28 protein-coding genes and 1 riboswitch are annotated in these 26,374 nt (G+C 56.2%); of the genes, 17 read left to right on the top strand and 11 right to left on the bottom strand.

The features are described from left to right. Positions 1-62: 62 nt before the first annotated feature. Genes aroE through M2Q46_RS15260 form a run of 4 tightly spaced genes read left to right on the top strand, consistent with a single transcriptional unit; the run spans position 63 to position 3,689 of the window. Positions 63-914 (top strand): shikimate dehydrogenase, encoded by an 852-nt coding sequence (gene aroE, locus M2Q46_RS15275; RefSeq protein WP_035270447.1) that lies wholly within the window; start codon positions 63-65, stop codon positions 912-914. 1 nt (position 915) lies between these two features. After that, entirely contained in the window at positions 916-1,635 is a 720-nt protein-coding gene (mtgA, locus tag M2Q46_RS15270; protein ID WP_035275164.1) for a monofunctional biosynthetic peptidoglycan transglycosylase, read from the top strand. Between the two features lie 53 nt (positions 1,636-1,688). Beyond that, positions 1,689-2,849: an LPS export ABC transporter permease LptG gene (lptG, locus tag M2Q46_RS15265; RefSeq protein WP_022983599.1), complete on the top strand. Its 1,161-nt coding sequence runs from the start codon at positions 1,689-1,691 to the stop codon at positions 2,847-2,849. Positions 2,850-2,852: 3 nt separating this feature from the next. After that, positions 2,853-3,689 carry a symmetrical bis(5'-nucleosyl)-tetraphosphatase gene (locus M2Q46_RS15260; protein WP_115634419.1) on the top strand — a complete coding sequence of 279 codons (837 nt, stop codon included), beginning with the start codon at positions 2,853-2,855 and terminating at the stop codon, positions 3,687-3,689. 5 nt (positions 3,690-3,694) lie between these two features. Here the strand turns inward: M2Q46_RS15260 and M2Q46_RS15255 are convergent, their stop codons facing one another. The 4 genes from M2Q46_RS15255 to M2Q46_RS15240 form a co-directional block, all read right to left on the bottom strand. Then, positions 3,695-4,459: a 1-acyl-sn-glycerol-3-phosphate acyltransferase gene (locus tag M2Q46_RS15255; protein WP_009460588.1), complete on the bottom strand. Its 765-nt coding sequence runs from the start codon at positions 4,457-4,459 to the stop codon at positions 3,695-3,697. Positions 4,460-4,482: 23 nt separating this feature from the next. Next, positions 4,483-4,890, bottom strand: coding sequence for a Holliday junction resolvase RuvX (gene ruvX, locus M2Q46_RS15250; protein WP_009460586.1), 408 nt, complete (start codon positions 4,888-4,890; stop codon positions 4,483-4,485). Positions 4,891-4,906: 16 nt separating this feature from the next. Beyond that, positions 4,907-5,428, bottom strand: coding sequence for a YqgE/AlgH family protein (locus tag M2Q46_RS15245; RefSeq protein ID WP_009460584.1), 522 nt, complete (start codon positions 5,426-5,428; stop codon positions 4,907-4,909). Between the two features lie 112 nt (positions 5,429-5,540). Next, positions 5,541-5,705, bottom strand: coding sequence for a rubredoxin (locus tag M2Q46_RS15240; protein WP_009460582.1), 165 nt, complete (start codon positions 5,703-5,705; stop codon positions 5,541-5,543). A gap of 140 nt (positions 5,706-5,845) precedes the next feature. Here M2Q46_RS15240 and M2Q46_RS15235 point away from each other — a divergent pair, with 140 nt between their 5' ends. Genes M2Q46_RS15235 through hemL form a run of 3 tightly spaced genes read left to right on the top strand, consistent with a single transcriptional unit; the run spans position 5,846 to position 8,662 of the window. Further along, positions 5,846-6,655 (top strand): bifunctional hydroxymethylpyrimidine kinase/phosphomethylpyrimidine kinase, encoded by an 810-nt coding sequence (locus M2Q46_RS15235; RefSeq protein ID WP_031233047.1) that lies wholly within the window; start codon positions 5,846-5,848, stop codon positions 6,653-6,655. Continuing rightward, positions 6,648-7,334, top strand: coding sequence for a thiamine phosphate synthase (gene thiE, locus M2Q46_RS15230; protein WP_239054676.1), 687 nt, complete (start codon positions 6,648-6,650; stop codon positions 7,332-7,334). The genes M2Q46_RS15235 and thiE overlap by 8 nt, the downstream gene beginning before the upstream one ends. Before the next feature lie 44 nt (positions 7,335-7,378). Next, positions 7,379-8,662 (top strand): glutamate-1-semialdehyde 2,1-aminomutase, encoded by a 1,284-nt coding sequence (gene hemL / locus M2Q46_RS15225; protein WP_239054677.1) that lies wholly within the window; start codon positions 7,379-7,381, stop codon positions 8,660-8,662. 57 nt (positions 8,663-8,719) lie between these two features. Here hemL and M2Q46_RS15220 read toward each other — a convergent pair whose 3' ends face one another. Next, positions 8,720-10,369, bottom strand: coding sequence for an AMP-binding protein (locus M2Q46_RS15220; RefSeq protein WP_009460576.1), 1,650 nt, complete (start codon positions 10,367-10,369; stop codon positions 8,720-8,722). 732 nt (positions 10,370-11,101) lie between these two features. On the opposite strand from M2Q46_RS15220, the gene M2Q46_RS15215 reads away from it, so the two are divergent. Together M2Q46_RS15215 and argJ are read left to right on the top strand one after the other, a co-directional pair. Continuing rightward, on the top strand, positions 11,102-11,632 hold the full coding sequence (locus tag M2Q46_RS15215) for a MarR family winged helix-turn-helix transcriptional regulator (RefSeq protein ID WP_009460574.1): 531 nt from the start codon (positions 11,102-11,104) through the stop codon (positions 11,630-11,632). A 94-nt stretch (positions 11,633-11,726) separates the two neighbouring features. After that, positions 11,727-12,953, top strand: coding sequence for a bifunctional glutamate N-acetyltransferase/amino-acid acetyltransferase ArgJ (gene argJ / locus M2Q46_RS15210; protein ID WP_083054666.1), 1,227 nt, complete (start codon positions 11,727-11,729; stop codon positions 12,951-12,953). Positions 12,954-13,028: 75 nt separating this feature from the next. Here the strand turns inward: argJ and M2Q46_RS15205 are convergent, their stop codons facing one another. Next, complete coding sequence (locus M2Q46_RS15205) at positions 13,029-13,190, bottom strand: DUF1328 domain-containing protein (protein ID WP_009460570.1); 162 nt, start codon at positions 13,188-13,190, stop codon at positions 13,029-13,031. Positions 13,191-13,295: 105 nt separating this feature from the next. Further along, entirely contained in the window at positions 13,296-13,499 is a 204-nt protein-coding gene (locus M2Q46_RS15200; protein ID WP_009460568.1) for a CsbD family protein, read from the bottom strand. Positions 13,500-13,894: 395 nt separating this feature from the next. Here M2Q46_RS15200 and rplU point away from each other — a divergent pair, with 395 nt between their 5' ends. The 5 genes from rplU (at position 13,895) to M2Q46_RS15175 (ending at position 18,566) form a co-directional block, all read left to right on the top strand. Further along, positions 13,895-14,206 (top strand): 50S ribosomal protein L21, encoded by a 312-nt coding sequence (rplU, locus tag M2Q46_RS15195; RefSeq protein ID WP_003801901.1) that lies wholly within the window; start codon positions 13,895-13,897, stop codon positions 14,204-14,206. 50 nt (positions 14,207-14,256) lie between these two features. Continuing rightward, complete coding sequence (rpmA, locus tag M2Q46_RS15190; RefSeq protein ID WP_009460566.1) at positions 14,257-14,517, top strand: 50S ribosomal protein L27; 261 nt, start codon at positions 14,257-14,259, stop codon at positions 14,515-14,517. Positions 14,518-14,803: 286 nt separating this feature from the next. Further along, the gene (gene obgE / locus M2Q46_RS15185) at positions 14,804-15,892 is read left to right on the top strand and encodes a GTPase ObgE (protein WP_009460564.1); all 1,089 of its coding nucleotides are present in this window, start codon (positions 14,804-14,806) and stop codon (positions 15,890-15,892) included. 133 nt (positions 15,893-16,025) lie between these two features. Further along, on the top strand, positions 16,026-17,183 hold the full coding sequence (gene proB / locus M2Q46_RS15180; protein ID WP_026484420.1) for a glutamate 5-kinase: 1,158 nt from the start codon (positions 16,026-16,028) through the stop codon (positions 17,181-17,183). A gap of 129 nt (positions 17,184-17,312) precedes the next feature. Next, entirely contained in the window at positions 17,313-18,566 is a 1,254-nt protein-coding gene (locus M2Q46_RS15175) for a D-amino acid dehydrogenase (RefSeq protein WP_009460560.1), read from the top strand. A gap of 86 nt (positions 18,567-18,652) precedes the next feature. On the opposite strand, the gene M2Q46_RS15170 is transcribed toward M2Q46_RS15175, so the two are convergent. After that, positions 18,653-19,414, bottom strand: coding sequence for a helix-turn-helix domain-containing protein (locus tag M2Q46_RS15170; RefSeq protein WP_035270428.1), 762 nt, complete (start codon positions 19,412-19,414; stop codon positions 18,653-18,655). Positions 19,415-19,526: 112 nt separating this feature from the next. Here M2Q46_RS15170 and M2Q46_RS15165 point away from each other — a divergent pair, with 112 nt between their 5' ends. The 3 genes from M2Q46_RS15165 (at position 19,527) to thiC (ending at position 22,598) form a co-directional block, all read left to right on the top strand. Beyond that, positions 19,527-19,901, top strand: coding sequence for a helix-turn-helix domain-containing protein (locus tag M2Q46_RS15165; RefSeq protein ID WP_022983603.1), 375 nt, complete (start codon positions 19,527-19,529; stop codon positions 19,899-19,901). A gap of 212 nt (positions 19,902-20,113) precedes the next feature. Beyond that, positions 20,114-20,491, top strand: coding sequence for a helix-turn-helix domain-containing protein (locus tag M2Q46_RS15160; RefSeq protein WP_022983604.1), 378 nt, complete (start codon positions 20,114-20,116; stop codon positions 20,489-20,491). Between the two features lie 40 nt (positions 20,492-20,531). Continuing rightward, positions 20,532-20,626, top strand: a riboswitch (TPP riboswitch). 55 nt (positions 20,627-20,681) lie between these two features. Then, positions 20,682-22,598 (top strand): phosphomethylpyrimidine synthase ThiC, encoded by a 1,917-nt coding sequence (gene thiC / locus M2Q46_RS15155; protein ID WP_302357587.1) that lies wholly within the window; start codon positions 20,682-20,684, stop codon positions 22,596-22,598. Between the two features lie 1,118 nt (positions 22,599-23,716). Here the strand turns inward: thiC and M2Q46_RS15150 are convergent. The 3 genes from M2Q46_RS15150 to M2Q46_RS15140 all read right to left on the bottom strand — a co-directional run bounded on the left by M2Q46_RS15150 (position 23,717) and on the right by M2Q46_RS15140 (position 26,359). Next, complete coding sequence (locus M2Q46_RS15150) at positions 23,717-24,295, bottom strand: OmpA family protein (protein WP_088453170.1); 579 nt, start codon at positions 24,293-24,295, stop codon at positions 23,717-23,719. A 265-nt stretch (positions 24,296-24,560) separates the two neighbouring features. Continuing rightward, positions 24,561-25,550, bottom strand: coding sequence for a tripartite tricarboxylate transporter substrate binding protein (locus M2Q46_RS15145; protein WP_026484425.1), 990 nt, complete (start codon positions 25,548-25,550; stop codon positions 24,561-24,563). Between the two features lie 71 nt (positions 25,551-25,621). Next, positions 25,622-26,359 carry an amino acid ABC transporter ATP-binding protein gene (locus tag M2Q46_RS15140; protein ID WP_060186656.1) on the bottom strand — a complete coding sequence of 246 codons (738 nt, stop codon included), beginning with the start codon at positions 26,357-26,359 and terminating at the stop codon, positions 25,622-25,624. Between the last annotated feature and the right edge of the window lie 15 nt (positions 26,360-26,374).

Below are 26,374 nucleotides of genomic sequence, written 5' to 3'. Positions count from 1 at the left end.
GTAAAATATGCGCTTTCAGCCTTGGGGCTGACACCTCACAACAAGACAAGCATCGCTTAACCATGCCCGACACGACTCCCGCCAAGCGCTACGGCGTTATTGGTCACCCTATCGAGCACAGCCGCTCTCCACAAATCCATACGCAGTTTGCCAGCCAGTTCAATCTGGCCCTGAGCTACGAGCGCATTCTGGCACCACTGGATGGCTTTAACGCCACCGTGGAGGAGTTTTTCAAGGACGGCAGCGGCCTGAATGTCACCTTGCCCTTCAAAGAGCAGGCTTATGATCTGGTGGGCCCACGCTTGAGCCGTCGCGCTCGCATGGCCGGAGCCGTCAATACGCTATGGCTGGAAGATGGACAGTTGCATGGCTGCAATACCGATGGCGTGGGCCTGTGCTCGGACCTGCTGCGTGTCGGCCACAACCCGGAAGGCAAGCGTATCTTGCTGATCGGTGCAGGTGGTGCCTCGCGTGGAGTGGTGTTCCCTTTATTGGAAGCCGGTTGCGAAATGCTGCACATCATCAACCGCACCAGCGCCAAAGCCTACGACATTCGTGAGCAGGTCGTTGCTCTGGACCCGGATGCCTCCCGCCGCCTGAGCGCGGGCGGTCTGGACGATCATTGTGGCGACTGGGACATTGTGATCAATGCCACCTCGGCCAGCCTGAACCAGAATCTGCCCGAACTGCCAGATGCCCGTTATCGCAGCAACTCTCTGGCCTACGATATGTTTTATGCCAGCGAACCCACTGCCTTCATGCGTGCCGCCGAGCAAGCCGGTGCCACACATAGCAAAGATGGCCTTGGCATGCTGGTAGGCCAAGCGGCCGCCAGCTTTCAGATCTGGCACGGCGTAGAGGCCGATGTCGAACCCGTCCTGGCCCAGCTGCGCCAGGACATCGGACAAATCTGACGTGCGTCGCCTTCTGGCCCATCCCTGGAAACTGGCTGGCCTGGCCGTTCTGGCCGTGGCCGCTGGTGTTCTGCTTTATCAGATCGCCCTGTTTCTGATGGTGCTCTGGTACAGCGTGGTGCCGCCCCGCATGACCACCTTCATGGCGGCCGAGCAGGGCCAGTTGCGCAGCGCCAATGCGGATGCCGAACTGCGCTATCAATGGGTGCCGTACGACAAGATCAGCGCCAATTTGAAACGCGCAGTGATTGCCTCCGAAGATTCGAACTTCCTGAACCATTCGGGGGTCGAATGGGATGCCATTCGCAAAGCCTGGGAATACAACCGTCGCCAGTCGGAAAAGGGCTCTACCCGCCGTCGTGGTGGTTCTACCATTTCCCAGCAACTGGCCAAGAATCTGTTTCTATCGGAATCACGCAGTTATCTGCGCAAAGGTCAGGAATTGATTCTGACCTATATGATTGAAACCGTCATGAGCAAGGAGCGCATCCTGGAGCTGTACCTGAACGTAGCTCAATGGGGAGAAGGCGTTTTTGGTGCCCAGGCGGCGGCACGCCACTACTTCAAGGTTGATGCGGCCAAGCTCAGTGCCATGCAGGCCGCCCGTCTGGCGGGCATGTTGCCCAACCCGGCCTACTATGACAAAAACCGTAACAGCCCCTATTTGCAATCGCGCACGCGCACTATCAGTCAACGTATGCGACAAGTCGCTATTCCCTGACTGCAATCCGCATTTTTGTTAAGCTAGCCACGTCTTTCCTGGGCCCTATTTTCATGCGCACCGCACGCCGCTATCTCGCTTCCGAAATCTATCGCTCCAGCGCCGTGGTGCTGATTGCCCTGCTTGGCCTGTTCACCTTTTTCGCCCTGATTGAAGAGCTGGACAAGGTCGGTTCCAAGTTCACCCTGATGAATCTGTTTTACATCCAGGCCCTGGAGCTGCCCACCCGTCTGTACGACCTGCTGCCCATTGGCCTGTTGATTGGTGCCACCCTGGCCCTGGCCAGTCTGGCTCAGCGCAATGAGCTGGTAATTTTGCGTGCGTCAGGCGTTAGCGGCCTGCACATGATGCTGATGCTCTGGACCATTACCCTGCCCCTGGTAGGGGGGGCCTTTGTTTTGTCCGAGTATGTCACCCCCATGGCCGAGATCAAATCCAGTGAGCAAGGCATGGCCTTGCTGGGACGTTCCGGTGGCGGCCGTCTGGACAGTGGCTACTGGTTCAAGGAGAGCAATGACAGTGGCGGGGTGCGCATCATCAATATTGCCAACCTGCAGGGCGATGGCAAAGTAAGCGATGTCAGCGTGTTCGACTTCGCGGATGGGCAGCGCCTGAGTGCAATGACTCAAGCGCCCAGCGGACAGTTCCACAAGAACCAGCTGGACTTACAGGACGTTACCGAGACCCAAGTCAATGAGCAGGCCCACACGGCTCTGTCACAGGATAAGGCACCTGATCAAGCGCTGGTCAAAATTGAAAAACGTCCCACCTTGACGCTGACCACCACGCTAACGCCGGATCGACTGATTGCACGCGTCGTGACACCCGAGCGCATGTCCATTCTGGACCTGAAGGACTACATCGGCTATCTGGACGCGAACAAGCTGCAGACCAAACGTCAGGTTGTGGCCCTGTGGCGCAAAGTCGCTTACCCCTTTACCTTGCTGGTCATGATTACCATTGCTGCGCCTATCGGCTTCATGCAGACCCGCCACGGCGGTGTGGGCACCAAGGTCTTTACCGGTATCTTGCTGGGCGTGGGTTTTTTCATGATCAATCAGCTGGCCTTGAACGTGGCCATGCTCAGCAATCTGGCGCCGTGGGTCACCGCTCTGGTTCCGAACCTGATCGCCATGGCCATGGCCTTGAGTGCTCTTATCATGATGGAAAACCGGCACAACCGGCGTCGTCGCAACTCCAGCACAACCAACTAAATCATGTCCTTAGCTACTTCCCCTGCCATCTGGGCGATTGGTGATATTCAAGGCTGCTGCCGCCCCCTGGACAGCTTGCTCAGCCATCCTGATGTTGCAGCCGACAGCCAGGCCAAATTCTGGTTTGCAGGCGATCTGGTCAACCGTGGCCCGGACTCTCTGGGAGCGTTGCGCCTGATTCGTTCTCTGGGCGATCGCGCCGTCTGTGTACTGGGCAACCACGACATTCACTGTCTGGCAGTCGCTGCCGGGGTGCGCAAGCCCGGCAAACAGGATACCTTGCAGGAACTGCTGGCCGCGCCGGACGCACAAGAGTTGCTGGACTGGCTGCGACACCAACCGCTGGCTCATTATGAGCATGGCCATCTGATGGTACATGCCGGAGTGCACCCCGACTGGAGCCCGGAGCAAACGCTGGAATACGCCCACGAGCTGGAAGCACTCTTACGTGCGGATGACTGGCAAGAAAAGATTATTGAGTTGTTCGGCAACAACCCGGATCGCTGGGATGCTGGGCTACAAGGCTACGATCGCCTGCGCGCCATTGTCAGCACCTTGACCCGCATGCGCATGTGCGATGTGAATGGTCGCATGGACTTCAAGCACAAGGGTGCGCCGGATGCCGAGTCCGGCTTGCTAGCGTGGTATGAAATGCCGAATCGCGCCTGTGCCCAGGTCCCTATTATTTTTGGACATTGGTCTACGCTGGGCTTGCTGAACACGCCTACCGTGATCAGTCTGGATACCGGCTGCGTCTGGGGTCGCCAGCTTAGTGCTGTACGCCTGCAAGACCGGCATCTGGTTCAGATTCACTGCCCGGAAAGCAAGAAACCGGGCTAAAGCCATCAGGCCTCGACAGTGACGGCCTCGGGGCACACGACCGCACGGATCTGTTCACGAGCTGTTTGTGCCGTTTGCGAACGTCCCCACTCCGTACAGGATTGAGCCGGCATCAGGTCCAGAAAATGGCAGTGCACAGAGACATTACGCGCACTGAGCAGAACCCAGATATTGCCAACCAGAGACTGCTCGCCCACAAAGGCAAAGCGCTCACTGCGCTGACCTTTCTGCTCAAATACCAGAGCCACCGGCTGAATATCCACATTCAGGCTGATAGCCGTCTCAAACAAACTGGCGTGGAAAGGCTGTACATCCAGTCCGGTTGAAGTGGTGCCTTCAGGGAACAGACCTACGGCATCACCACGCTCAAAGCACACAGCCATTTGCTGGCTGACAATCTGAATGGCGCGACGCTGTCCGCGCTCAATGAAAACCGTCCCTGCACCCGCCACCAGCCAGCCAATCACTGGCCAACGGCGAATATCGCTTTTTGCAATGAAAGAGGTACTACGCACGCTGTTGAGTACAAAAATGTCCAACCAGGAGATATGGTTGGACACATAGAGCACGGATCGATCCTGAACAGCCTGGCCGTGCTGCAGTACACGCACGCCGCAGATCAGCATCAAGAGGCGCGACATGCGCAACACCATGACGCGGCGCCCGCCTGGACGCAATACCGGAAAAAGCAGACCGACGCTTAACAAGCCGACCACGATCCACACAATCAGAGCGACAGCGCGCCAACTAAAACGAAATAAACTAATCAAAAGGCTGCAACCTTGTAGAGAGCTCAGGCCGGTGGCAGGCTGTCCAGATATCGCTGCAGGATCACGCAAGCTGCCATGGCATCATCATCGTCATTATTGCCCAGCAATTCTTGAGCCTCCATGCTGGAGCCCCGCTCATCGACCAGGTCTACTGCAACGCCATAGCGACCGTGCAGTTGGTTGGCAAAACGCCGACACCGCAGCGAAGCATACTGCTCGCCACCATCCAGGGTCAAAGGCAAACCTACCACGACGCGATCGGGCTGCCATTCCTTGAGCAAAGCCTCGATAGCCGCAAAGCGCTGTTCCCGTGTAACGGGCCGCAAAATCGTATAAGGGCGGGCCTGGCGCGTCAAGGTGTTGCCCAGCGCCACGCCAATTTTTTTCAGGCCATAGTCAAAGGCCAGCAAGGTTTGCGCCGAGCTGACCATTGACGGTGTTTCGTGTTCAGGCATGGCCCGCAGCACCTGTCAGGGTAAAAGGACTGATTCCCAGCAAGGCCAGGGCGCGATCATAGCGCTCCCCAACCGGGGTAGAAAACAGGATTTCATGGGTAGCCTTGATGCTCAGCCAGGCATTGTCGGCCATCTCGCTTTCCAGCTGGCCCGCAGCCCAACCGGCATAACCCAGCGTGACCAGCATATGCACTGGCCCCTGGCCTTGGGCCACGTCCTGCAGCACATCCCGCGAAGTAGTCAGAGTCAGATCACCTACCCCCAGACTGGAGGTATAGGTTTTATCGGAATCATGGAGAACAAAGCCGCGATCCGTTTGCACGGGCCCACCGAAATAGACAGACGTCGCGGCCAGATCAGCCCGGTTTTCCACATCCACCTCGATACGAGACAGGAGCTCAACCAGGCTCAGATCCGTTGGTCGATTGATAACAAGGCCCAAGGCACCTTGTTCATTATGTTCACAGACATAAATCACCGTGTCGGCCAAGCTGCCCGAAACCACACCAGGCATGGCAAGTAACAGGTGGTGCGTTAGATCAGCGCTTTCTTGGATTAGCGGGGACTGGCTAGTGGCACTCATACACACCTCCCGTCAAAACAAACCACCTTGGAACTTGAGATGATCACACCTGGATCATTTCGAAGTCTTCCTTACGAGCGCCGCATTCGGGACAGACCCAGTTCGGAGGGACGTCTTCCCAGAGTGTGCCCGGCGCAATGCCTTCCTCAGGCAAACCTGCTTCTTCATCATAAATCCAGCCGCAAATCAGGCACATCCACGTACGCATAGTATTCCTACTGTATTTGTAAACATAGTCCGATCCGCGTGCAAATCGGGGCAATCCATTAAAATGGGGTTCATATTACTAAATTACTCAACCCGTGACATCCAGAGCCTTGCCGGCCCTGCATGGGTAACCAAGACAAGATGGCTGCTGAAATCAAAAATTCAAGTCCTGCTCTGGCGCTCGTGCTGGCTCCTTATGATCCCAGCGGCGGTGCCCACCTGCCCGCCGATGCCATCACTGGCGCTCATCTGGGCTGCCATATCGTCAGCGTGCCCACCGCCTTGCTGGTGCGCGATAGCGCGCAGCAAGAAAACATTCAGACCCTGGCAGAGGACATTGCCGACGACCAGGCGCGCTGCTTGCTGGAGGACATGAACATTCAGGCCATCAAGTGCGGTCCTGTCTACAGTCCTGAAATCGCCAGCATGGTGGCCGAGCTTTGCTCCGACTACCCTGAACTGCCCTTGGTCCTGCACCTGAGCGCCATGCCCACCGGCCTGGACGAACTGGATGCGGACGATGCTCTTGATGCCAGTTTACGCCTGCTCCTGCCCCTGAGCTCCTTATTATTGATCGACCACCCCAGCCTGGAGCGCTGGCAGGCCGACGAGCTGCTGGGCGACACCCCCGATGCCGTGGAAACCTTGTTGAATAACGGAGCCAATGCCGTACTGGTCACCGGCGTCCCCGGTGCTGCCGGACAATGGCATACGCGCTTTCAGGGACATCACGGTCGTCTGGACTACAGCATGCCGCTGGATGGCGGCCTGCGTCAGCAGGACATAGACAGTTTGCTGGCTACCGCCTGCCTGAGCTTTCTGGCTCAAGGCCACGAGCTGGATAACGCGGTAGAATCAGCCTTGTTGCACCTGCAGGCACGTGCCAGTGACACCTTCCAGCCCGGTATGGGCCACCGCCTGTTCAACCCTGTTGCTCCCCAAAATGACTGACGCCACCACCCTGCGCTTTCCTGCCGGTCTATACGGCATTACTCCCGAATGGGACGACACCGCCCGCTTGTTGAACGCAGTGCGTGCCGCTCACGAAGGGGGTTTGCAGGTCTTGCAATTCCGTCGCAAGAACGGCCCGGAACCAATCCGCCAGCAACAACTCAAAGAGTTGATCAAGCTGTGCCTGTCTTTGGATCTGCCGCTATTGGTGAACGATCACTGGAGCTGGGCGCAAGAGTTTGACGTGCAAGGCGCGCACCTGGGTAAAAGCGATGGCGAGTTGACCCAGGCCCGTCAGGCACTGGGGCCGCAAGCCCTGCTGGGACGCTCCTGCTATAACAGTCTGGATCTGGCTCGCCAGGCCCTGGCAGACGATGCAGACTACATTGCCTTTGGGGCCATGTACCCTTCCAGCGTCAAACCCGAAGCCCCCCCGGCTGAACTGAACACCTTGCGACAAGCTCGACTGCTTTGCCAAGAACAAGAACACGAGGGACGACGTGCTGCCATTGTTGCGATTGGCGGCATCATACCCGAGAAAATGCCCGAACTGCTGGAAGCAGGGGTCGATAGCGTTGCCGTTATCAGCAGCCTGTTTGAAACCAGCGATATACGCGCCACGGCGCAACGCTTTACCGACTACTTTCACGCCCAGGACTCATCGCGCTTTATGCGCTGACCCCTTGCCTGGCCTTGACCTTTTCACATCTGGATTCTTGCCTCATGTCCCGTAACTCCGAACTTTTTGAACGTGCCTGCAAAGTCATCCCCGGCGGCGTCAACTCGCCCGTCCGTGCCTTCGGTTCCGTGGGCGGCACCCCGTGCTTTATCGAACGCGCTCAGGGCCCTTACATCTGGGATGCAGACGGCCAGCAATACACGGACTACGTGGGTTCCTGGGGACCGGCCATTCTGGGCCACTCCGATCCGGACGTTATCAAGGCCGTACAGGAAGCCGCCGTACACGGCCTGTCCTACGGCGCGCCTACCGAAGGCGAAGTCGTGCTGGCTGAAACTCTGACCAAAATGCTGCCGTCCATCGAGCAAGTGCGTCTGGTCAGCTCCGGCACCGAAGCCACCATGAGCGCCATTCGTCTGGCCCGTGGCTTTACCGGCCGCAACACCATCATCAAGTTTGAAGGCTGTTACCACGGCCACGCTGACAGTTTGCTGGTCAAAGCCGGTTCCGGCTTGCTGACCTTTGGCAACCCCACCTCTGCAGGTGTGCCAGCCGAATTTGTCGGCCACACCCTGGTGCTGGACTACAACGATCTGGACGCCGTGCGCGATGCTTTCAAACAGAAAGGCAGCGAAATCGCCTGCATTATCGTTGAGCCTTTTGCCGGCAACATGAACCTGGTGCGCCCAGCCCCCGGCTTCCTGGAAGGCTTGCGCGAACTGTGTACCGAATACGGTGCCGTACTGATTTTTGACGAAGTCATGACCGGCTTCCGTGTTGGCCCTCAAGGCGTGCAAGGCCTGACCGGCATTCGTCCTGACCTGACCACCCTGGCCAAGGTGATTGGTGGCGGCATGCCCGTCGGTGCTTTCGGTGGCCGTCGCGACATCATGCAATGCGTCGCTCCCGTCGGTGGCGTTTACCAGGCAGGCACCCTGTCCGGTAACCCTGTTGCTGTGGCCGCTGGCCTGGCAACCTTGAAGAAACTGGCTCAACCCGGTTTCTACGACACCCTGACAGCTAACACCGCCAACCTGATCCAGGGCTTGAAGGCCACTGCAAAAGAAGCAGGCGTACCTTTTACGGCAGACCACCAGGGCGGCTTGTTCGGTATCTACTTCAGCGAAACCGTGCCCACCTCCCTGGCCCAAGTGTCGGCTGGCGACATCGAGCGCTTCAAGCAGTTCTTCCACGCCATGCTGGACAAGGGTGTATACTTCGCACCCTCGGCCTTTGAAGCAGGTTTTGTTTCGGTGCAGCACACCCCGGACATTACCGACGCCACTGTGCAAGCGGCACGCGAAGTTTTTGCCACCTTCAAAAACTAAAAGTACCAGACACAAAAAAGCGGGCTATATGCCCGCTTTTTTTTATACGCTGAACAATCAGTCTTGCGCCATCTGCCGCAAGACAAAGCGCTGCAACTTCCCTGTCTCGGTACGAGGCAAGGAAGTCACGAACTCAATGGCGCGTGGATACTTGTACGGCGCTGCGTTCTCTTTCACAAAATCCTGCAGCTTCTTTTTCAGCTCATCGTTTCCGGTAAAGCCAGGCTTGAGCACAATGAAGGCCTGCACAATCTGGCCCCGTTCTTCATCGGCGGCACCTACAACGCCACACTCGGCCACAGCCTCGTGCTTGAGCAAGGTGCCTTCCACTTCAGGACCGGCAATGTTGTAGCCCGAGGAAACAATCATGTCGTCGTTACGAGCCTGGTAATACAGGTAGCCGTCCTCGTCCATCTTGAAGGTGTCGCCAGGGAAGTTCCAACCGCCCTGAACAAACTGCTTCTGACGCTCGTCGTTCAGGTACTTGCAGCCTGTTGGCCCCTTTACGGCCAAACGGCCTACCGTACCGACTGGCACCGGATTCAGATCATCGTCCAGAATCGTGGCGACATAACCGGGCACCACTTGGCCAATGGCACCAGCACGCACTTTTTCAGGTGGGCTGGACACGTACACGTGAATCATTTCCGTGCCACCAATGCCATCTGTCATCTCGATGCCGCTGGCCTGCTTCCAAAGCTGACGCGTCGCATCTGGCAAGGCTTCGCCTGCCGACACGGTGGCACGCAAGCTGGCCAAGGAGTAACGATCCACCAAACCAGCCATCTGACGATAGAAGGTGGGTGCGGTAAAGCTCATGGTCACTTTGAAGCGATCAATCATGCCCAGCAGATCGGAAGGCGTCAGACGCTCCAGCAGGACAGTGGATGCACCCACACGCAGCGGGAAGCACAGCAGACCGCCCAGGCCGAAAGTAAAGGCCAAAGGAGGCGTACCGCAGACCACATCATCCGGGGTCAAACGCAGTACGTGACGCGAGAAGGTATCGCACATTGCCAGCACATCACGATGGAAGTGCATGCAACCTTTGGGCTGGCCGGTCGTGCCGCTGGTGAAAGCGATCAGACAAACATCGTCAGCCGCCGTATCGCAAGCGGTGAACTCTTCGGGCTTGTCAGCCAACAAGGCTTCCAGACCCTTGGCGCTTTCATCGTTAAAGCACAACAGTTGCTTCAGAGCAGGCGTGTAGGAATCATGCGTGGAGTCCATGCAGTGTTCCAGCTCTTCACGCAGGCGCTCGTCACACAAGGCAGCATGAATCTCGGCCTTGTCCAGAATCGTCTTCAGTTCCACCGCCCGCAACAAAGGCATGGTGGGAACCGTGACCAGACCGGCCTTGATGCTGGCCAACCAGCAGGCGGCCATCATGGGGTTATTGGGACCACGCAGCAAAACCCGGTTGCCGGGCACCAGCTTCATGTCCTCAACCAGAACATGAGCAATACGGTTGGTCAGCACGTCCAGCTGCTTGTAGGTCAGGCTGCGATTCTCATCGCCCTGTGCCCACTGCAAAGCCACGCGATCACCATGCCCCGCTGCTACCTGCTCTCCCAACAGCGCCACGGCACAATTGAGACGAGCGGGATAGTCCACATCCGGATTGCCTTCCAGCAACATCTCTGGCCACCACTCCATGGGTGGCAGATTGTCGCGTGCAAAGGTATCAAGGTGCGCTGAACGTTCCATCCTTATCTCCTGCGTAGATTACGCCCCACTCAGGCGTAGACCTTGGTCCATCAAAGGCGCCAGCCAAATTGGCAAGGTCTATATTGTTTAGTTCTAAAGGATATTAGCAAAAAAAATGCTCCAGTATCAGCAATCCCGACTACGGGTTATCCGCAGTAGCGCATCATCCTCCGCTGTTTCAAGGGGTATCCTAGACTGATCCCGGCTCCTCTGAGGCCCTTGCCCGCGCAACGCAAAATTCAATAATGAATTTCAGGATATAAGAAATAAATCGATCTTCTGCATGCATTTTTTTCAATTAAGAAAAATTACGGCAGGCATTATTTTTGAAACAAAAAAAGTATCAAAAAAAGCAGAAAAGTGATTAAGCGAACAGGCGATACAGAGGCAAATGCCTTATACTTCAACTAAATAATCACTTGAATTTAGCCAGCTTATCGTGTCGGATCAAAGTTAGAGCGCCGTCCGAAGATTATTCAAAGCCGTGGCCCTAAAAGTAAATAGCAGACAAGAGTTTGCATTTCCTTACCCAATGCTTTGCCTGCTTTGCCGGTGCTTTCTATCAAGTTGATTAATTTAAGCTTAAAAACGAATTTACTTTGATCTGTCGCAATGTCAAACTTCGAACCAGCCCCTAAGATACCCACCAAGCTAACCCAGCTTGCTCATGGCTGCGGTCTGCGTCCTTCAAAGCTAAACATTTTGGACATGCACCATTAAGGCAAGCTATCTATGATCATGAACGATATCCCCGCTTCCGCCGTCGCCGATGCCGCTCCCGACTTGGAAAGCCGTGCCCATAGCGACGACCACTTCGACACCCGCCTGTGGCTGCGCTTGATGGCCTGCACCAATCTGGTTGAAGGCGAAATTCGCAGTCGCCTGCGTACCGAGCACACGACCACACTGCCCCGTTTTGACCTGATGGCTCAATTGCAGCGTCAGCCCGCTGGCATGAAAATGAGCGAGCTGTCCCGTCACCTGATGGTCACCAACGGCAATATCACGGGCATTACCGATCAGCTGGAAAAAGAAGGTTTGGTCGAACGCATCAAGGTGCTCACCGACCGTCGCAGCTCCCTGATCCGCCTGACACCCAAGGGCAAGCGCCAGTTCAAGAAAATGGCGGCCTCCCACGAGCAGTGGCTACAGGAGATGTTTGCCAACCTGTCGGAAAAAGCACGCGTCAACCTGTTTGAAGCCCTGGGCGAACTCAAGCTGATCACTCGCAACAACGTGGCCATGGCTGCTCGCGAAAGCTAAGCGCTCCGGCGCGACCAAAGATATGCTCAGGCGGCTCAAAGCAAGTATCATTACTGCTTTGAGCCGCCTTTAACATTGTTTTTCGGATCGCGTCATGGCCGTCAATCTGTTCATTCCCTCTGAATCTGATATTCACCCCGTTGCCGGTGTCAAAATCGGTATTGCCGAAGCCGGTATTCGCAAGGCCAACCGACGCGACCTGACCGTGTTTGAATTGGCCCCCGGCACCAGCGTGGCCGGTGTGTTCACCACCAACCGTTTCCGTGCTGCTCCAGTACAAGTGTGCGAAGCGCACTTGGCTACGCACGATGGCATCCGCGCCCTGGTCATCAACACCGGCAATGCCAACGCTGGCACAGGTCAGGCTGGTTTGGAAAAAGCACAGCAAACCTGCACGGAAACCGCGCGCCTGCTGAACATCCTGCCCCAGCAAGTGTTGCCCTTTTCCACCGGCGTGATTCTGGAGCCTCTGCCCATGGATCGCCTGCTGGGCGCTCTGCCTGCGGCGGTGAGCGATCTGGCCGACAACAACTGGTTCAATGCTGCTCACAGCATCATGACCACCGACACGCAACCCAAAATCGTGTCTCGTCAAATCCAGTTGTCGGGTAAAACCATCACACTGACCGGCATCAGCAAGGGCGCGGGCATGATTCGCCCCAATATGGCCACCATGCTGGGTTACCTGGCTACGGACGCCGGTATTGCTCCCGAACTGCTGCGCGATATGTGCCGTCTGGCAGCGGACCGCTCTTTCAACCGCATTACGGTTGATGGCGACACCTCCACCAACGACTCCTTCATCATCATGGCAACCGGCCAAAGCGGTGTCACGGTAGAGTCGATTGCAGACCCGAACTACAACACCTTGCTGGATGCCCTGGTCGACGCCTCGCGCGAACTGGCCCAGAAAATTGTGCGTGACGCCGAAGGCGCCACCAAGTTCATGACCATTCAGGTTGATGACGCCGGTTCCAGCGAAGAAGCTCTGAAAGTGGCTTACGCCATCGCTCACTCACCTCTGGTGAAAACAGCCTTCTTTGCCTCCGACCCGAACCTGGGCCGTATTCTGTGCGCCATTGGCTACGCCGGCATTAGCGATCTGGACGTGAGCAAATTGCGTCTGTGGCTAGGAGATGTGCTGGTGGCCGTGGACGGTGGCCGCAACCCCGATTACCAGGAAGAAGATGGCCAGCGCGTCATGCAGGAAGCCGAAATTCTGGTACGTGTTTCTCTGGGCCGTGGCCAACACAGCGAAACGGTTTACACCTGCGACTTCTCGCACGAGTACGTCACTATCAACGCGGACTACCGCTCCTGATAAAAAAAACCGCCTCCACCCAATCGGTGGAGACGGTTTTTCCTTACGGACAAGCCCGCCACTGGCGGGCTTGTTCTATTTCTTGCCCATGCCCTTGACCAGCGAGAGCACCGCCAGAATCAGGAACACGACAAACAGGATCTTGGCAATCGAAGCAGCACCAGCGGCAATGCCACCAAAACCCAGCACAGCAGCCACGATAGCTACAATAAAAAAGATTACGGCGTAGTAAAGCATACGATTCTCCTCATCATCAGTACGTACAGGGACAGCACCTTGTCTGACGGGCCATCTCAACGACAGCTCATGAAATACCTACAGACAAAAAAAGGTTCCCACCCGCTAACGGTCGTACTTGTCGTAGAAGTCTTTAACCTCGCGCTCCGCCTCTTCGCGGGTACGGCCATAGCGCTCTTGCACCAGACCGGCCAATTGCGTGGCATCCCCTTTCACCTTGGCCCACTCATCATCCGTAATTTCGCCCCAGACGCTGCGGGCTTTACCGGCCAGTTGTTTCCATTTGCCTTCGATCGTGTCCTTATTCATACGTTTCCCCTTAGTAGGTCCGAAAAATAAATGACTTACGCTTCTGTGAACGCAACAGCTCTACCGTAGCGGAAGGCGAGCCACTCAAAGGCCACAGATTGAGGAGAAATGTAACAAATTAGCGATATACCCTGTTCTGGGCGAGGCAGGTCCCCTCACACGTTCTTTACGACCCCAAGACAAGGGGCCTCCCCTGCCTACCCAGTGAAAAACGAAAGGATTGGATGCAAAATACAGACAGGAGAAGGCCCAAGCCATTGACAGCAAAGCCTTTTTGCCCTATTATTTTTTGCTTGGCATTTTGCGTGTCAAGATTTTTTTATGTTAGATGGCATTACAGCGGGCTGTTATTGGCCTTTTACGCGATGCCTGTTTGACTCTTTAAGGGATTCCCTATGTACGCGGTTATAAAAACCGGCGGTAAGCAATATCGCATTACTGCTGGCCAAAAACTCAAAATAGAACAGATACCGGCAGACATTGGGCAAGAAATTTCGCTTGACCAGGTTCTGTCCGTCGGCGAAGGTGAAGCACTGCAAATCGGTGCTCCTTTCGTTGCTGGCGCTGTGGTCAAGGCTACTGTTCTTGCGCAAGGCCGTCACGACAAAATCAAGATTTTCAAAATGCGCCGTCGCAAGCACTACCGCAAAACGCAAGGCCATCGTCAAAACTACACCGAAATCCGCATCGAAGCGATCAACGCCTAAGTTGTTGCTAAAAGCGAATTTGGTATTTTCTTCATCTAGGAGCTAAAGAAATGGCACAGAAGAAAGGCGGCGGCTCTACGCGGAACGGCCGTGACTCACAGGCCAAACGTCTGGGCGTTAAAGTCTACGGCGGTCAGGTAATTTCGGCTGGCGGCATCATTGTTCGTCAGCGCGGCACTCAGTTTCACCCCGGCGTGAACGTGGGCATTGGCAAAGACCACACCCTGTTCTCCCTGGTCGATGGCAAAGTTAAATTTTCCATCACTGGTGCTCTGAACAAGCGTACCGTTTCGGTCGTTGCTGGCGAATAAGCCACCCGATCAAAGCGTACTCGCTGCGAAAAAGCCCTGCCGCCCTAGGCAGGGCTTTTTTTATGCATGGCCAACCCGCCATCGCCCAAACCCGCCCACCCGGCTTAGCCAGTCTCCCTACGGCCACAGCAAGAGATTAAAAATCGGCCACTATCACGGCACATACCGGCAGATAAGCCAATCTCCTATACACTAAGCAATTGGGGTTTTTGTTTAAAATGGTCTGCTCCCAGACCAGCAGCCCATACGGTTCTGCGGCCCCTGGACCTATACAGCACTCATCACCATGAAATTCGTAGACGAAGCGACCATTGAAGTGGTCGCAGGCAAAGGTGGAAACGGCGCTGCCAGTTTCCGCCGAGAAAAATTTATTGAAAAAGGTGGCCCCAATGGCGGCGACGGTGGACGCGGTGGCAGCATTTATGCCGAGGCCGACCGTAACGTCAACACCTTGATCGACTACCGCTACGCCCGCCTGCACCGCGCTCGCAACGGCGAAAACGGCCGTGGGTCCGACCAATATGGCGCGGGTGGCGAGGACATCACCCTGCGTGTGCCCGTTGGCACCATGATTTTTGACGCAGAAACCGGCGAGCAGCTGTTTGACATGAAGCGTCATGGCGAAAAAATAACCCTGGCCCAAGGCGGCGCCGGTGGTTTGGGTAACCTGCACTTCAAATCCAGTGTGAACCGTGCCCCGCGTCAATTTACCTACGGCAAGGAAGGCGAGCATCGCAAGCTGCGTCTGGAACTGAAGGTGCTGGCTGATGTCGGTCTGCTGGGTATGCCCAACGCCGGTAAATCCACGCTGATCACCCGCATTTCCAACGCCAAGCCGCGCATTGCGGATTACCCCTTCACCACCCTGCACCCCAACCTGGGTGTGGTGCGTTCGTCCGAAGCCCACAGCTTTGTAGTGGCCGATATTCCTGGCCTGATCGAGGGCGCTTCCGAAGGTGCCGGCCTGGGACACTTGTTCCTGCGCCACCTGACTCGCACCCGTATCTTGCTGCATTTGCTGGACGTATCCAGCCTGGACCCGGACGAGGATGTTGTAGCCAAAGTGGCTGCAGAGGCCCGTGCCATTGTTGAAGAACTGCGTCTGTACAGCGAAGAGCTGTACGCCAAGCCACGCTGGCTGGTTCTGAACAAGCTGGACATGGTCTCGGACCCGGAAGACCTGAAAGCCCGCCTGCTCAAAGAGCTGAACTGGGAAGGCCCGGTCTTTGGTATCTCCGCCCTGACCGGTGTCGGTACACAGGATCTGGTCTATCAGCTGCAATCCTGGCTGGATGAAGAAAGCCGCAAAGAGCATATCGAGCAAGATATTGCCGACGGCACCCATATTTACGACGAGAGGTTTGCCCCAGACTGATCGTGCTACACAGGTCCAGGATCTAGACTCCAGGACTGAACCCCAAAATGCCCGGAAGACGCGGTTAAGCCAACCGCCCTACTCCTGGCATTTTCTCTATTTACACGCCAAGCGATGGATTTCTGAACTCGTCATGCAGCACTCTTCTCATTCTGAATCGGCCGTTGCGCAATCGCGCCGATTGGTTATTAAAGTAGGTTCCTCCCTGGTCACCAACGAGGGCAAAGGGATTGACCTGGATGCCGTAGAGCAATGGGCTACCCAGATTGCTCAACTGCATGCCCAAGGCAAGCAATTGGTGCTGGTTTCCAGCGGTGCCATTGCCGAAGGCATGGCCCGCCTGGGCTGGCCGCGCCGACCGAAGGCCATGAATGAGTTGCAAGCGGCGGCGGCCGTCGGCCAGATGGGCTTGATTCAAGCCTATGAAGTGGCTTTTGCCCGCCATGGTGTGCGCACCGCTCAGATTCTGCTGACCCATGAAGATCTGGCCGACCGCCATCGCTACCTGAATGCACGAGGCACCATCAACACCTTGCTGGACCTGGGTGTAGTCCCCATCGTGAACGAGAACGACACGGTGGTCACGGATGAAATCCGCGTGGGCGACAACGATACATTGGGCGCACTAGTCACCAACCTGATCGAAGCCGAAACCCTGATTATCCTGACCGACCAGGCTGGCCTTTACAGTGCCGACCCGCGCAGCAATCCTGATGCACAGTTCATCTCGCTGGGACAGGCGGGCGATCCGACGCTGGAAGCCATGGCAGGCGGCTCGGGCAGCAATATCGGCACCGGCGGCATGATCACCAAAATCCTGGCCGCCAAACGCGCTGCGCAAAGCGGTGGCCACACCATTATTGCCTCTGGCCGCGAACAGCAAGTCCTGTCCCGCCTGGCGCAAGGTGAGCGCATCGGCACCGAGCTGCGTGCCACCCTGCCCGTACGCTCGGCCCGCCAACGCTGGCTGGTCGACCAGTTGCGTGTGCGTGGTCGCGTATCGCTGGACGAAGGCGCTGTACGTGCGCTGGTAGACGGTCACAAGAGCCTGCTGCCCGTCGGTGTCACCCATGTAGAAGGCGAATTTGACCGTGGCGACGTGGTGGCCTGCGTGGACAAGCATGGCGTGGAATACGCCCGTGGTCTGATCAACTACTCCTCGGACGACACCCGCCGCATCATGGGCCAACCCAGCCACCTGATCAATGAATTGCTGGGCAGCGAACACGATACAGAGCTGATACACCGTAACAATATGGTGTTCCCACGCAGTGCACCGGATCAGGACTAATCCTTGACCCCTACCCTGCCCGCCTGTTGAAATAGACGGATAAAACGTATCGAATTGCGACAGTGCGCGCGGTTTTTGCGCGCCTGATTGCAACACTTTCCCTTTCGGGCGATGCGCCCAAGGAACCGTATGAAGATCCTCGTGCTAGGTGCTGGCGTAGAAGGCGTAACCAGCGCTTATTATCTTGCCCGCCAAGGACACAGCGTAACGGTCATCGACCGCATGGCTGGGCCCGCTCTGGAAACCAGTTTTGCCAACGCCGGTCAGTTGTCCTTTGGCTATGCCTGCCCTTGGGCTGCGCCGGGTATCCCGCGCAAAGCCATCAAGTGGATGTTCGACGAGCATCCGGCCCTGACGATTCGCCCCGATGGCACGCTGACACAAATCAAGTGGCTGCTGGCCATGTGGCGCAACTGCACAGCAGACCGCTACGCCATCAATAAAGAACGCATGGTGCGTCTGGCTGAATACAGCCGCCACTGCATGGCCGAGTTGCGCGCCCAGACCGACATTCAATTCGAGCACCGTGCCCAAGGCACCTTGCAGCTTTTCCGTACGCAAAAGCAGCTGGACGGCATTGCCGCCGACATCGAGGTCCTGAAAGAAGCTGGCGTGCCCTACGAGCTGCTGTCCGCCTCCGAATTGCACACGATTGAGCCGGCTCTGCGCCACGTAGAGCACAAACTAAGCGGTGGCTTGCGCTTCCCGGAAGATGAAACCGGCGACTGCCAGATGTTCACCCGCCGCCTTAGCGAATTGGCCGAGAAGGAAGGCGTGGAATTCCGCTGGAACCAGAACATTCAGCGCATTCACAGCAACGGCACGCAGATCAGCGGCGTCCAAAGCTCCGATGGCCTGTTGACTGCCGATGCCTACGTGGTGGCCTTGGGCTCCTGGTCTACGGGTTTGATGAAAGACCTGCAGGCCATCCCGGTCTACCCATTGAAGGGCTACTCCATTACCGCCACAATTGCGGATGCCTCGCGTGCGCCTCAGTCCACGTTGCTGGATGAAAGCTACAAGATCGCCCTGACCCGCTTTGATAATCGCATTCGCGTGGGCGGCATGGCCGAGGTCGTCGGCTTTAACAAGCGCCTGAATCCCCGCCGTGAACAGACCTTGCTGATGGTCCTGAATGATCTGTTCCCCGGCAGCTACCAAAGCGATGCAGATCTGCATTTCTGGACCGGCCTGCGTCCCAAGACGCCGGACAGCACCCCAATTGTGGGGCGTAGCCGCTACTCCAATCTGTTCCTGAACACCGGCCACGGTACGCTGGGATGGACCTTGGCTACCGGCAGTGCACAATTGCTGGCTGATCTGATCAGCAACAAGGAGCCTGCCATCCGTGCAGACGACTTGTCGGTGCAGCGCTACTACTAAGCCCTGCCCCCCACAGCATGAACAAAGGCTCTGCCGGTATAACCGACAGGGCCTTTTTCAACTGCCCTGCCCTGATGACATCCTGACTAGGCCAGCAACTGGCAATTAGCAGCGAACATATAGCCCCAGTTATGAATCGAGCGGATAGGCAGAACCGTGCCTCCCTGGTTGAATTTGCGTCTCATACGGCTGACCAGAACGCCCAGGCGGTTGATATGCGAAGCACCGGGTGGATTGCTGATTACATCCGTTTTACTAGCCACAGCCCGCATCAACTCGTAATGACTGGCCCGGCGATCCTCTTCGCGCAGCAAGCGGACGATGAAGGCGCGCTCCGTGCTGGTCAGGCTAAACGAGATCCCGACAGGCGATATCAAGGCCCAGCCCTCCTGATCCAGCACCCACTCCTGGGGCTGAGACGGTTCAGGAATGATGGGCATCTGCATCATGCGCCGCTGCAAGCTGTGCAAACTGGCTGCCAGCAACTCCAAAGACGCATCCCTGGGGCAAAACTGATCTCCGCCGCTATGCAAGGCTTGCAGCATGGCCGAGTCCGTCGCATCAGACTGCATCAGGATTCCAATTTGCGGACACAGCATACGTAAGCGCACGGCCGCCGAGCAGATTTCCGCCAAGGCCCCGCCCAACCAGGCAATACATATCGAACCGGCGTAACGGCCCCGCGTTTGGGCCAACTGTAGCAAAGCCGTCGCATCCGGGCAAAAAATAAGACGATAACCCCGTTCTGCCAGAGCCTGAATTTGTTGTTCTAGTAAGTTTCGATCAGGGATAGCCGTGGCCAGGTACAGAACAACAGGACCGCCAGCAATTTCATTTGCAACCGACATAGTTGATACCTTAACTATAATGACATCTGATGACTATGCCGGACAGTATAAATCACGACTGTGATTTTTAATTAAAACCATCGTGTTTGGCTTTACATCAACAATCTGTTGTGTGAAACATTTCTCCGAACGCCTTCGCCACGCACGTCAACATCGCGGTCTTTCTCAGGCAGATTTGGCACGTCTATGCGGATTGACCCAGAGCGCCATCTCCAATTATGAAAATGGCACTCGTCGGGATGCACGTGAAATTCTGGAGTTGAGCAGAGCCTTGAATGTCAGCGCTTTGTGGTTGCGCAAGGGTATCGGCACGATGGAGTTCACGCAGGACAGCTACACATTGTCCGAACCCCTGGATGGTCCTCCCATTGTTACCTGGCCTTTCCGTCTGTTTTCCGTCGATGAAGTGGTTGCTTTGGCAGATGGCGAACGTGATTTGCTCGATCGCACTTTGCGTCATTTACTGGACGGCATGAAAAAACGCTAGGCACCGTACGTTCTACCCACCTATACCGCCTGCCTTGTTAAACACCCCTGACATTCAAGCTTTAAGCACAGGCTTGAACCCGACAAATCTGGTGCTGCCCCCATCTTAAGCTTCTCTTCGTTTCATTCAGCCGGTTAAGCCAGACATTTTTATCACATACGACATTTTTACTCAAAACCATCGTGCAGGGCGTTCCATGAACAATCTGTACTGTGAAACACTTCTCTGATCGCCTCCGCCACGCCCGCCTGCAACGCGGCTTTTCTCAAGCCGAGCTGGCTCGTCTGTGCAACCTCAGTCAAAGCGCCATCTCCAATTACGAGAGTGGTACGCGGCGTGACGCGCGCGAAATTCTGGATCTGGCCAAAGCCCTGAATATCAGTGCTCAATGGCTGAAAAACGGGCTGGGCAATATGGAGCTGAGTGCAGCCCATGCCACCACCTTGCAAGACTCCGGCGAAGGCCCACCGATTGTGACCTGGCCCTTCAACCGCTTTTCCGTGGACGAGATTGTGGCTTTGCCACCCAAAGAGCGTGACCATCTGGATCAAACCATCCGTCATCTGCTCAACGGTATGAAAAGAAAATAAGCCTTATACGTCCACAAGCAGCTCCAAGATACCTATACTTGTCAGCACGCAGGGGTACTCGCCATTTGGCGGGTTGAGATAAACCCTCGTACCAGTACGGATAATGCCGATGCTGGGAGCGTGTGCCACAGGTGCAATGCCTGCACGGCACTTCTTCCTATATCGGCTCCACCATTTCTTTGGAGCTGCAATGACAAGCAAAACCCCTTCTTTTACGGCCACAGCGGCCAGCGTAGACCCGGCTGCGATCCAGCCCTTACCCAACTCCCGAAAGATCTATCAAACCGGCTCACGGCCTGATCTGCGTGTGCCTTTTCGGGAAATCTCCCTGGCTGATACGCCCAGCCACTTCGGCGCCGAGCCGAATCCTCCCTTAAGCGTTTATGACACCAGCGGTCCCTACACAGACCCCTCGGTGCAGATCGATATTCGCAAAGGCCTGCCCCCGCTACGCCAAGCCTGGATCAGCGAGCGCAAGGACACCGAGTTGATGGCAGGACTCAATAGCCAGTACGGTCAAGCCCGCCAGGCCGACCCGGAACTGGACACGTTACGCTTCGAGTTGAAGCGTCAGCCTCGACGCAGCATTTCGGGAGCCAATGTCACGCAAATGCATTACGCACGGCGCGGCATCATCACTCCCGAAATGGAGTTTGTGGCGATTCGGGAAAATCTGCGACGCGAGCAATACATTGAAAGCTTGCGCGCCAGCGGTCCGCAAGGTGAAGAGATGGCTCGTCGCCTGACCAAGGTACACCCTGGTCAAGGTTTCGGTGCCAGCTTGCCCACCACGGTCACCCCCGAGTTTGTTCGTGATGAGATTGCGCGTGGCCGAGCCATTTTGCCCGCCAATATCAACCACCCGGAAACCGAGCCCATGATTATTGGCCGCAATTTCCTGGTGAAGATCAACGCCAATATCGGTAACTCCGCCCTGGGCTCCACCATTGGCGAAGAGGTCGAAAAAATGACCTGGGCGATTCGCTGGGGTGCGGACACCATCATGGATTTGTCCACGGGCAAGAATATCCATGAGACGCGCGAATGGATTATTCGCAACTCGCCGGTTCCTGTCGGTACGGTGCCTATTTACCAGGCCCTGGAAAAGGTCGGCGGCATTGCCGAAGATCTGACTTGGGATATTTTCCGCGACACCTTGATTGAGCAGGCCGAGCAAGGCGTGGACTATTTCACCATTCATGCCGGTGTGCGCTTGCCCTTTATTCCCATGACGGCCAGCCGCATGACAGGCATTGTTTCGCGCGGTGGTTCCATCATGGCAAAGTGGTGTCTGGCGCAACACCGCGAAAGCTTCCTGTACGAGCATTTCGAGGACATCTGCGAGATCATGAAGCAGTACGACGTGGCTTTCTCGCTAGGCGATGGCTTGCGCCCCGGCTCGGGCTATGACGCTAATGATCAGGCACAATTCGCGGAACTGCGTACCCTGGGCGAGTTGACCCAGGTAGCGTGGAAGCATGATGTTCAAGTCATGATTGAAGGTCCTGGTCATGTGCCTTTGCATTTGATTCCAGAGAACATGCAGTTGCAGCTGGAGCACTGTCATGAGGCCCCCTTCTACACCTTGGGGCCTTTGGCAACGGACATTGCGCCGGGCTACGATCACATCACTTCCGGTTTGGGTGCAGCGATGATTGCCTGGCAAGGTACGGCGATGCTGTGCTATGTGACGCCCAAGGAGCATCTGGGCTTGCCGAACAAGAAGGACGTGAAGGACGGCATCATCACTTACAAGATCGCAGCACATGCCGCGGACTTGGCCAAGGGGCATCCTTCGGCGGCCTTCCGGGACAATGCCTTGTCCAAGGCGCGCTTTGAATTCCGCTGGGATGATCAATTCAATCTGGGTCTGGACCCGGATACAGCGCGTGAGTTCCACGACGAGACTTTGCCGAAAGACGCGATGAAAGTGGCGCACTTCTGCTCCATGTGTGGCCCCAAGTTCTGCAGCATGAAGATTTCACAGGATGTACGGGACTATGCCAAGGCTAACGGTCTGGATGAACAGTCCGCTGTGGATCAGGGGATGAAGGAAATGTCAGTGCAGTTTGTTCAACAGGGCAGCAAGCTGTATCAGGAGGCTTGATGCTGTGTTGAATGCGGGCCTGGTGTGAACATGATCTTTGTTTGATCAGGCCTTGATAGGTTGAAGCCCTGGGTGGATTATTTCTGCCTGGGGCTTTTTCTTTTTGGGGGCTTCGTCATTTCATTTATTGGAAAGCGAGGTTTAACAGTCAGAAGAGATCGTTGCTGAAGACGCCAGTTAAGCCTAGCTTCAGGGTGTCCGGGCTGAGGGTTTGCCGGTGCTGCGCACCGGTGCCCTTGTCAGGAGATAGCTACGGGCGCATCCTGAACTCGCCGGGTACTTGGTCCCCCGGACCAAGTACAAGCGTCCGGCTCAAACAGCAGGATGCTTGCACCCCTACGCTATCTCCCGACCGCGGCAAACCCTCTGAACCGCCCGGACACCCTGAAGCTAGGCTCAACTGGCTCACAATCGTTTTTTCTGGACGGTTCAAACTGCATCCTTGAATGGCGTGTGGCACTTTCCTGGTCTGCGTCGAATCTCTGACCTCTGACCTATCACCTATCACCTGAGACCTTTCACCTCCGACCTCTCTCCTCAGACGTCAAACCTCAGACCCAAGATCCGAAATCCCAAATCTCAGACCCAGACCCAGACCCAGACCCAGACCCTCAATACATGATTGCTTGAATAGCCACGGTATGAGCCCTTGGGGGCGGTGGGGACCCGGAGGGGCGATTCAGAGTACTTGCCGCAGGCGGGGGCATGATCCGGGGTGCAAGCACTCTGCTGTTTGAGCGGGACGCTTGTGGTTCGTCCGGGGGACGAACCACCCCGCGAGTTCAGAGTGCGCCCGGATGATGCCCTCGACAAGGGGACCGGTGCGCAGCACCGGCAAGTGCTCAAGCCCCTCCGGGTGCCCACCGCCCCCAAGGGCGTGCTCATCACTGCGTTCTACTCAATAATCAGCCCTGCCCCTCTCAAGTAACGTTAATGCCATCAACGACAACAGATAACCACCAATCAGCAGTTCACAACTAATAACTGACAACTGACAACTGACAACTGACAGAACATGCTGCCCTCAAACCATGCCCTCACTCCCCGATCAAACAAAAAAAAGCCCGGTTAAAAAACCGGGCCTTTTGTCAGCACACCTTAAGGCGGCAAGCAGAGACTTACTTCTGCGGAGCGTACAAATACAACTCCACGCGGCGGTTCATGGCACGGCCTTCAGCCGTCGCATTATCCCCAATAGGAGCGTTCGGGCCACGGCCTTCTACCATCAAACGACCTTGTCCCACACCTTGCTGCGTCAGGTAATTCGTCACAGCGCTTGCGCGGTTAACCGACAAAGTTTGATTGGTCTGTGCCGACCCGGTGCTATCGGTATGACCGACAGCCTTGGCACGCAGCTCTGGATGCTGATTCATGGCGCGAGCCACACTATCCAGAACAGGCAGCAAAGCAGGCTTTAACTGATAATGGCCGGTATCAAACGACACACTGCTAGGAATATTGACCCGCAAGCTGCCATCGGGCATTTCGGTCACATCCACACCCAGGCCAGTTGCGCCAGACTGCTGAACATCCTTTTTAATGCCAGACCAGTTGTACGCTGCAATACCACCAGCCAGTGCACCGATACCTGCACCAATCATGGCGGCCTTGCTGCTATCACCAATCAAAGCCCCAAGACCAGCCCCCACAGCAGCGCCGCCACCCGCACCCACTGCGGTACGACCACCTGTGCTCATATTGTCCATCGTGCCGCAAGCGGCCAAAAGGGAAAGAGCACCAGCACATGCTGCTAATTTTGCAGAACGAATGGAAATTGTCATTATTGGCTCCGTAATCTCAAATTAAGTACCAGGACCGCCTGAATGCCTCCAATACTAGCAAGAGGCACCGCAAGCAGGTACTTCAAAACAGACTTCACTGCCTTCTTTAACAATTCTTGATCTTGCCAGCGACCACACAAACTGCAGTCACTGATTGCCTGGGGGCTAAGTACTTGAAAGCTTAGAACAACTCGGCACCCGAGTCGGCAACGACTTCTTTGTACTTCTTCAGATCATTGCTGACAAGCTCGCTGAATTCAGCCATGGTACCAGGCTGCACATCCGAGCCCATGGTAGCCAGTGCTTCACGCACGGCCGGGTCCATCAAAGCCTTGGAGTAAGCGGCATGCAGCTTGTCCAGCACAGGCTGTGGTGTACCGCCCGTAGCAAACACTCCAAACCAGGTGCCCAGATCAAAAGGCTTCACGCCAGCCTGCTCCATGGTGGGAACATCAGGCAGGAAGCTGGAACGCTCCAGAGTCGTCACAGCCAGGGCCTTGACGGTATCTGCCTTGATCAACGGCGCTGCCGAAGCCAGGTTGTCGAACATGAAATGCACTTGGCCTGCCAGCAAGGCCGTTTTGGCAGGGTTGGCACCGGCGTAAGGCACATGCACGGAATTGATCTCGGCACGGGTGTTCAGGACCTCACCGGCCAGATGACCCGCACTGCCATTACCGCCCGAAGCAAAGTTCATTTGACCGGGATGCTCTTTGGCGTAGCTGATCAGATCCTGCACCGAAGCAATCTTGTTTTGTTCGGCAAACTCTTTGTTCACGATCAGGATGTTAGGCACCGAGGCAACCAGGGCGATAGGCGCAAAGCTCTCGACCGGGTCAAAAGGCACGGTCTTGTACAGCCAGGGGTTGATGGAGTTGATCGCCACCGCCCCCATCATCAGGGTATAGCCGTCCGGAGCGGCCTTGGCCACAATGCTGGCACCGATATTGCCACCCGCACCCGACTTGTTCTCCACCACAACCGTGCCCAGGTCGCCTTTGACGCGTTCAGCCAGCAAGCGAGCCATGCTGTCCAAAGGGCCACCCGGTGGATAAGGCACCACGAACTGGATAGGTTTGGAAGGATAAGCATCCTCCGCCATTACAGCCGGGGCGGCCATGACAGCCGCAACACCAGAGACAGCCAGCAGCCACTTACAGACTCGAAACATCACTTTTTTTCCTTGAAATAAAAATGCATATGGGCTGCACAAGGCAGCCCATACAGAGCAGCCACTGATCCTTAATGAATGATCTGGCTTAAGAACTCACGCGTTCTTTCACTGCGTGGCGAGTCAAAGAACTCATCAGGCGTATTTTGCTCGATGATTTCGCCCTGATCCATAAAAATGACCCGATCAGCCACTTTACGCGCAAAACCCATCTCGTGGGTCACGCACAACATCGTCATGCCGGTATGGGCCAGCTCGACCATCACTTCCAGCACTTCCTTGACCATTTCCGGGTCCAGCGCCGAGGTAGGCTCGTCAAACAGCATGATTTTAGGCTCCATGCACAAGGAACGCGCAATGGCCACCCGCTGTTGCTGTCCGCCAGAGAGCTGTCCGGGATACTTGTTGGCCTGCTCTGGAATACGTACACGCTCCAGATACTTCATGGCCAGCTCCTGAGCCTGGGCCTTGGTCTTGCGACGAACCCACATCGGCCCCAAAGTCAGGTTTTCCATCACGGTCAGGTGAGGAAACAGATTGAAGTGCTGAAACACCATGCCCACGTCTCGCCGAATAGCCTCGACCTGACGCACATCGTTGGTGAGCTCTTCACCGGACACAATGATCTGCCCTTTCTGATGCTCTTCCAGGCGATTGATGCAGCGGATCAGGGTGGACTTGCCCGAACCCGAAGGCCCACAAATAACGATGCGCTCGCCGGGGGCCACATCCAGATTGATATCGCGCAGCACATGGAACTGCCCGTACCATTTATTGACGTTCTTTAGCTGAATAATGGCGTCTGCCATGCAAAACTCCTTGTC

The organism is Alcaligenes sp. YSL9, from assembly GCF_030515105.1.
GTDB classification, from domain to species: Bacteria; Pseudomonadota; Gammaproteobacteria; order Burkholderiales; family Burkholderiaceae_B; genus Alcaligenes; species Alcaligenes phenolicus.
Note: the sequence above shows the minus strand (reverse complement) of the source record. Positions and strands in the feature narration are given on the sequence as shown.

Excerpts from the sequence above, each read along its gene's own strand:
- aroE (WP_035270447.1), top strand. The coding sequence starts at position 63 with ATGCCCGACACGACTCCCGCCAAGCGCTACGGCGTTATTGGTCACCCT.
- lptG (WP_022983599.1), top strand. The coding sequence starts at position 1,689 with ATGCGCACCGCACGCCGCTATCTCGCTTCCGAAATCTATCGCTCCAGC.
- M2Q46_RS15260 (WP_115634419.1), top strand. The coding sequence starts at position 2,853 with ATGTCCTTAGCTACTTCCCCTGCCATCTGGGCGATTGGTGATATTCAA.
- ruvX (WP_009460586.1), bottom strand. The coding sequence starts at position 4,890 with ATGGTCAGCTCGGCGCAAACCTTGCTGGCCTTTGACTATGGCCTGAAA.
- M2Q46_RS15245 (WP_009460584.1), bottom strand. The coding sequence starts at position 5,428 with ATGCCTGGTGTGGTTTCGGGCAGCTTGGCCGACACGGTGATTTATGTC.
- M2Q46_RS15240 (WP_009460582.1), bottom strand. The coding sequence starts at position 5,705 with ATGCGTACGTGGATGTGCCTGATTTGCGGCTGGATTTATGATGAAGAA.
- M2Q46_RS15235 (WP_031233047.1), top strand. The coding sequence starts at position 5,846 with ATGGCTGCTGAAATCAAAAATTCAAGTCCTGCTCTGGCGCTCGTGCTG.
- thiE (WP_239054676.1), top strand. The coding sequence starts at position 6,648 with ATGACTGACGCCACCACCCTGCGCTTTCCTGCCGGTCTATACGGCATT.
- hemL (WP_239054677.1), top strand. The coding sequence starts at position 7,379 with ATGTCCCGTAACTCCGAACTTTTTGAACGTGCCTGCAAAGTCATCCCC.
- M2Q46_RS15220 (WP_009460576.1), bottom strand. The coding sequence starts at position 10,369 with ATGGAACGTTCAGCGCACCTTGATACCTTTGCACGCGACAATCTGCCA.
- M2Q46_RS15215 (WP_009460574.1), top strand. The coding sequence starts at position 11,102 with ATGATCATGAACGATATCCCCGCTTCCGCCGTCGCCGATGCCGCTCCC.
- argJ (WP_083054666.1), top strand. The coding sequence starts at position 11,727 with ATGGCCGTCAATCTGTTCATTCCCTCTGAATCTGATATTCACCCCGTT.
- M2Q46_RS15205 (WP_009460570.1), bottom strand. The coding sequence starts at position 13,190 with ATGCTTTACTACGCCGTAATCTTTTTTATTGTAGCTATCGTGGCTGCT.
- M2Q46_RS15200 (WP_009460568.1), bottom strand. The coding sequence starts at position 13,499 with ATGAATAAGGACACGATCGAAGGCAAATGGAAACAACTGGCCGGTAAA.
- rplU (WP_003801901.1), top strand. The coding sequence starts at position 13,895 with ATGTACGCGGTTATAAAAACCGGCGGTAAGCAATATCGCATTACTGCT.
- rpmA (WP_009460566.1), top strand. The coding sequence starts at position 14,257 with ATGGCACAGAAGAAAGGCGGCGGCTCTACGCGGAACGGCCGTGACTCA.
- obgE (WP_009460564.1), top strand. The coding sequence starts at position 14,804 with ATGAAATTCGTAGACGAAGCGACCATTGAAGTGGTCGCAGGCAAAGGT.
- proB (WP_026484420.1), top strand. The coding sequence starts at position 16,026 with ATGCAGCACTCTTCTCATTCTGAATCGGCCGTTGCGCAATCGCGCCGA.
- M2Q46_RS15175 (WP_009460560.1), top strand. The coding sequence starts at position 17,313 with ATGAAGATCCTCGTGCTAGGTGCTGGCGTAGAAGGCGTAACCAGCGCT.
- M2Q46_RS15170 (WP_035270428.1), bottom strand. The coding sequence starts at position 19,414 with ATGTCGGTTGCAAATGAAATTGCTGGCGGTCCTGTTGTTCTGTACCTG.
- thiC (WP_302357587.1), top strand. The coding sequence starts at position 20,682 with ATGACAAGCAAAACCCCTTCTTTTACGGCCACAGCGGCCAGCGTAGAC.
- M2Q46_RS15150 (WP_088453170.1), bottom strand. The coding sequence starts at position 24,295 with ATGAGCACAGGTGGTCGTACCGCAGTGGGTGCGGGTGGCGGCGCTGCT.
- M2Q46_RS15145 (WP_026484425.1), bottom strand. The coding sequence starts at position 25,550 with ATGTTTCGAGTCTGTAAGTGGCTGCTGGCTGTCTCTGGTGTTGCGGCT.
- M2Q46_RS15140 (WP_060186656.1), bottom strand. The coding sequence starts at position 26,359 with ATGGCAGACGCCATTATTCAGCTAAAGAACGTCAATAAATGGTACGGG.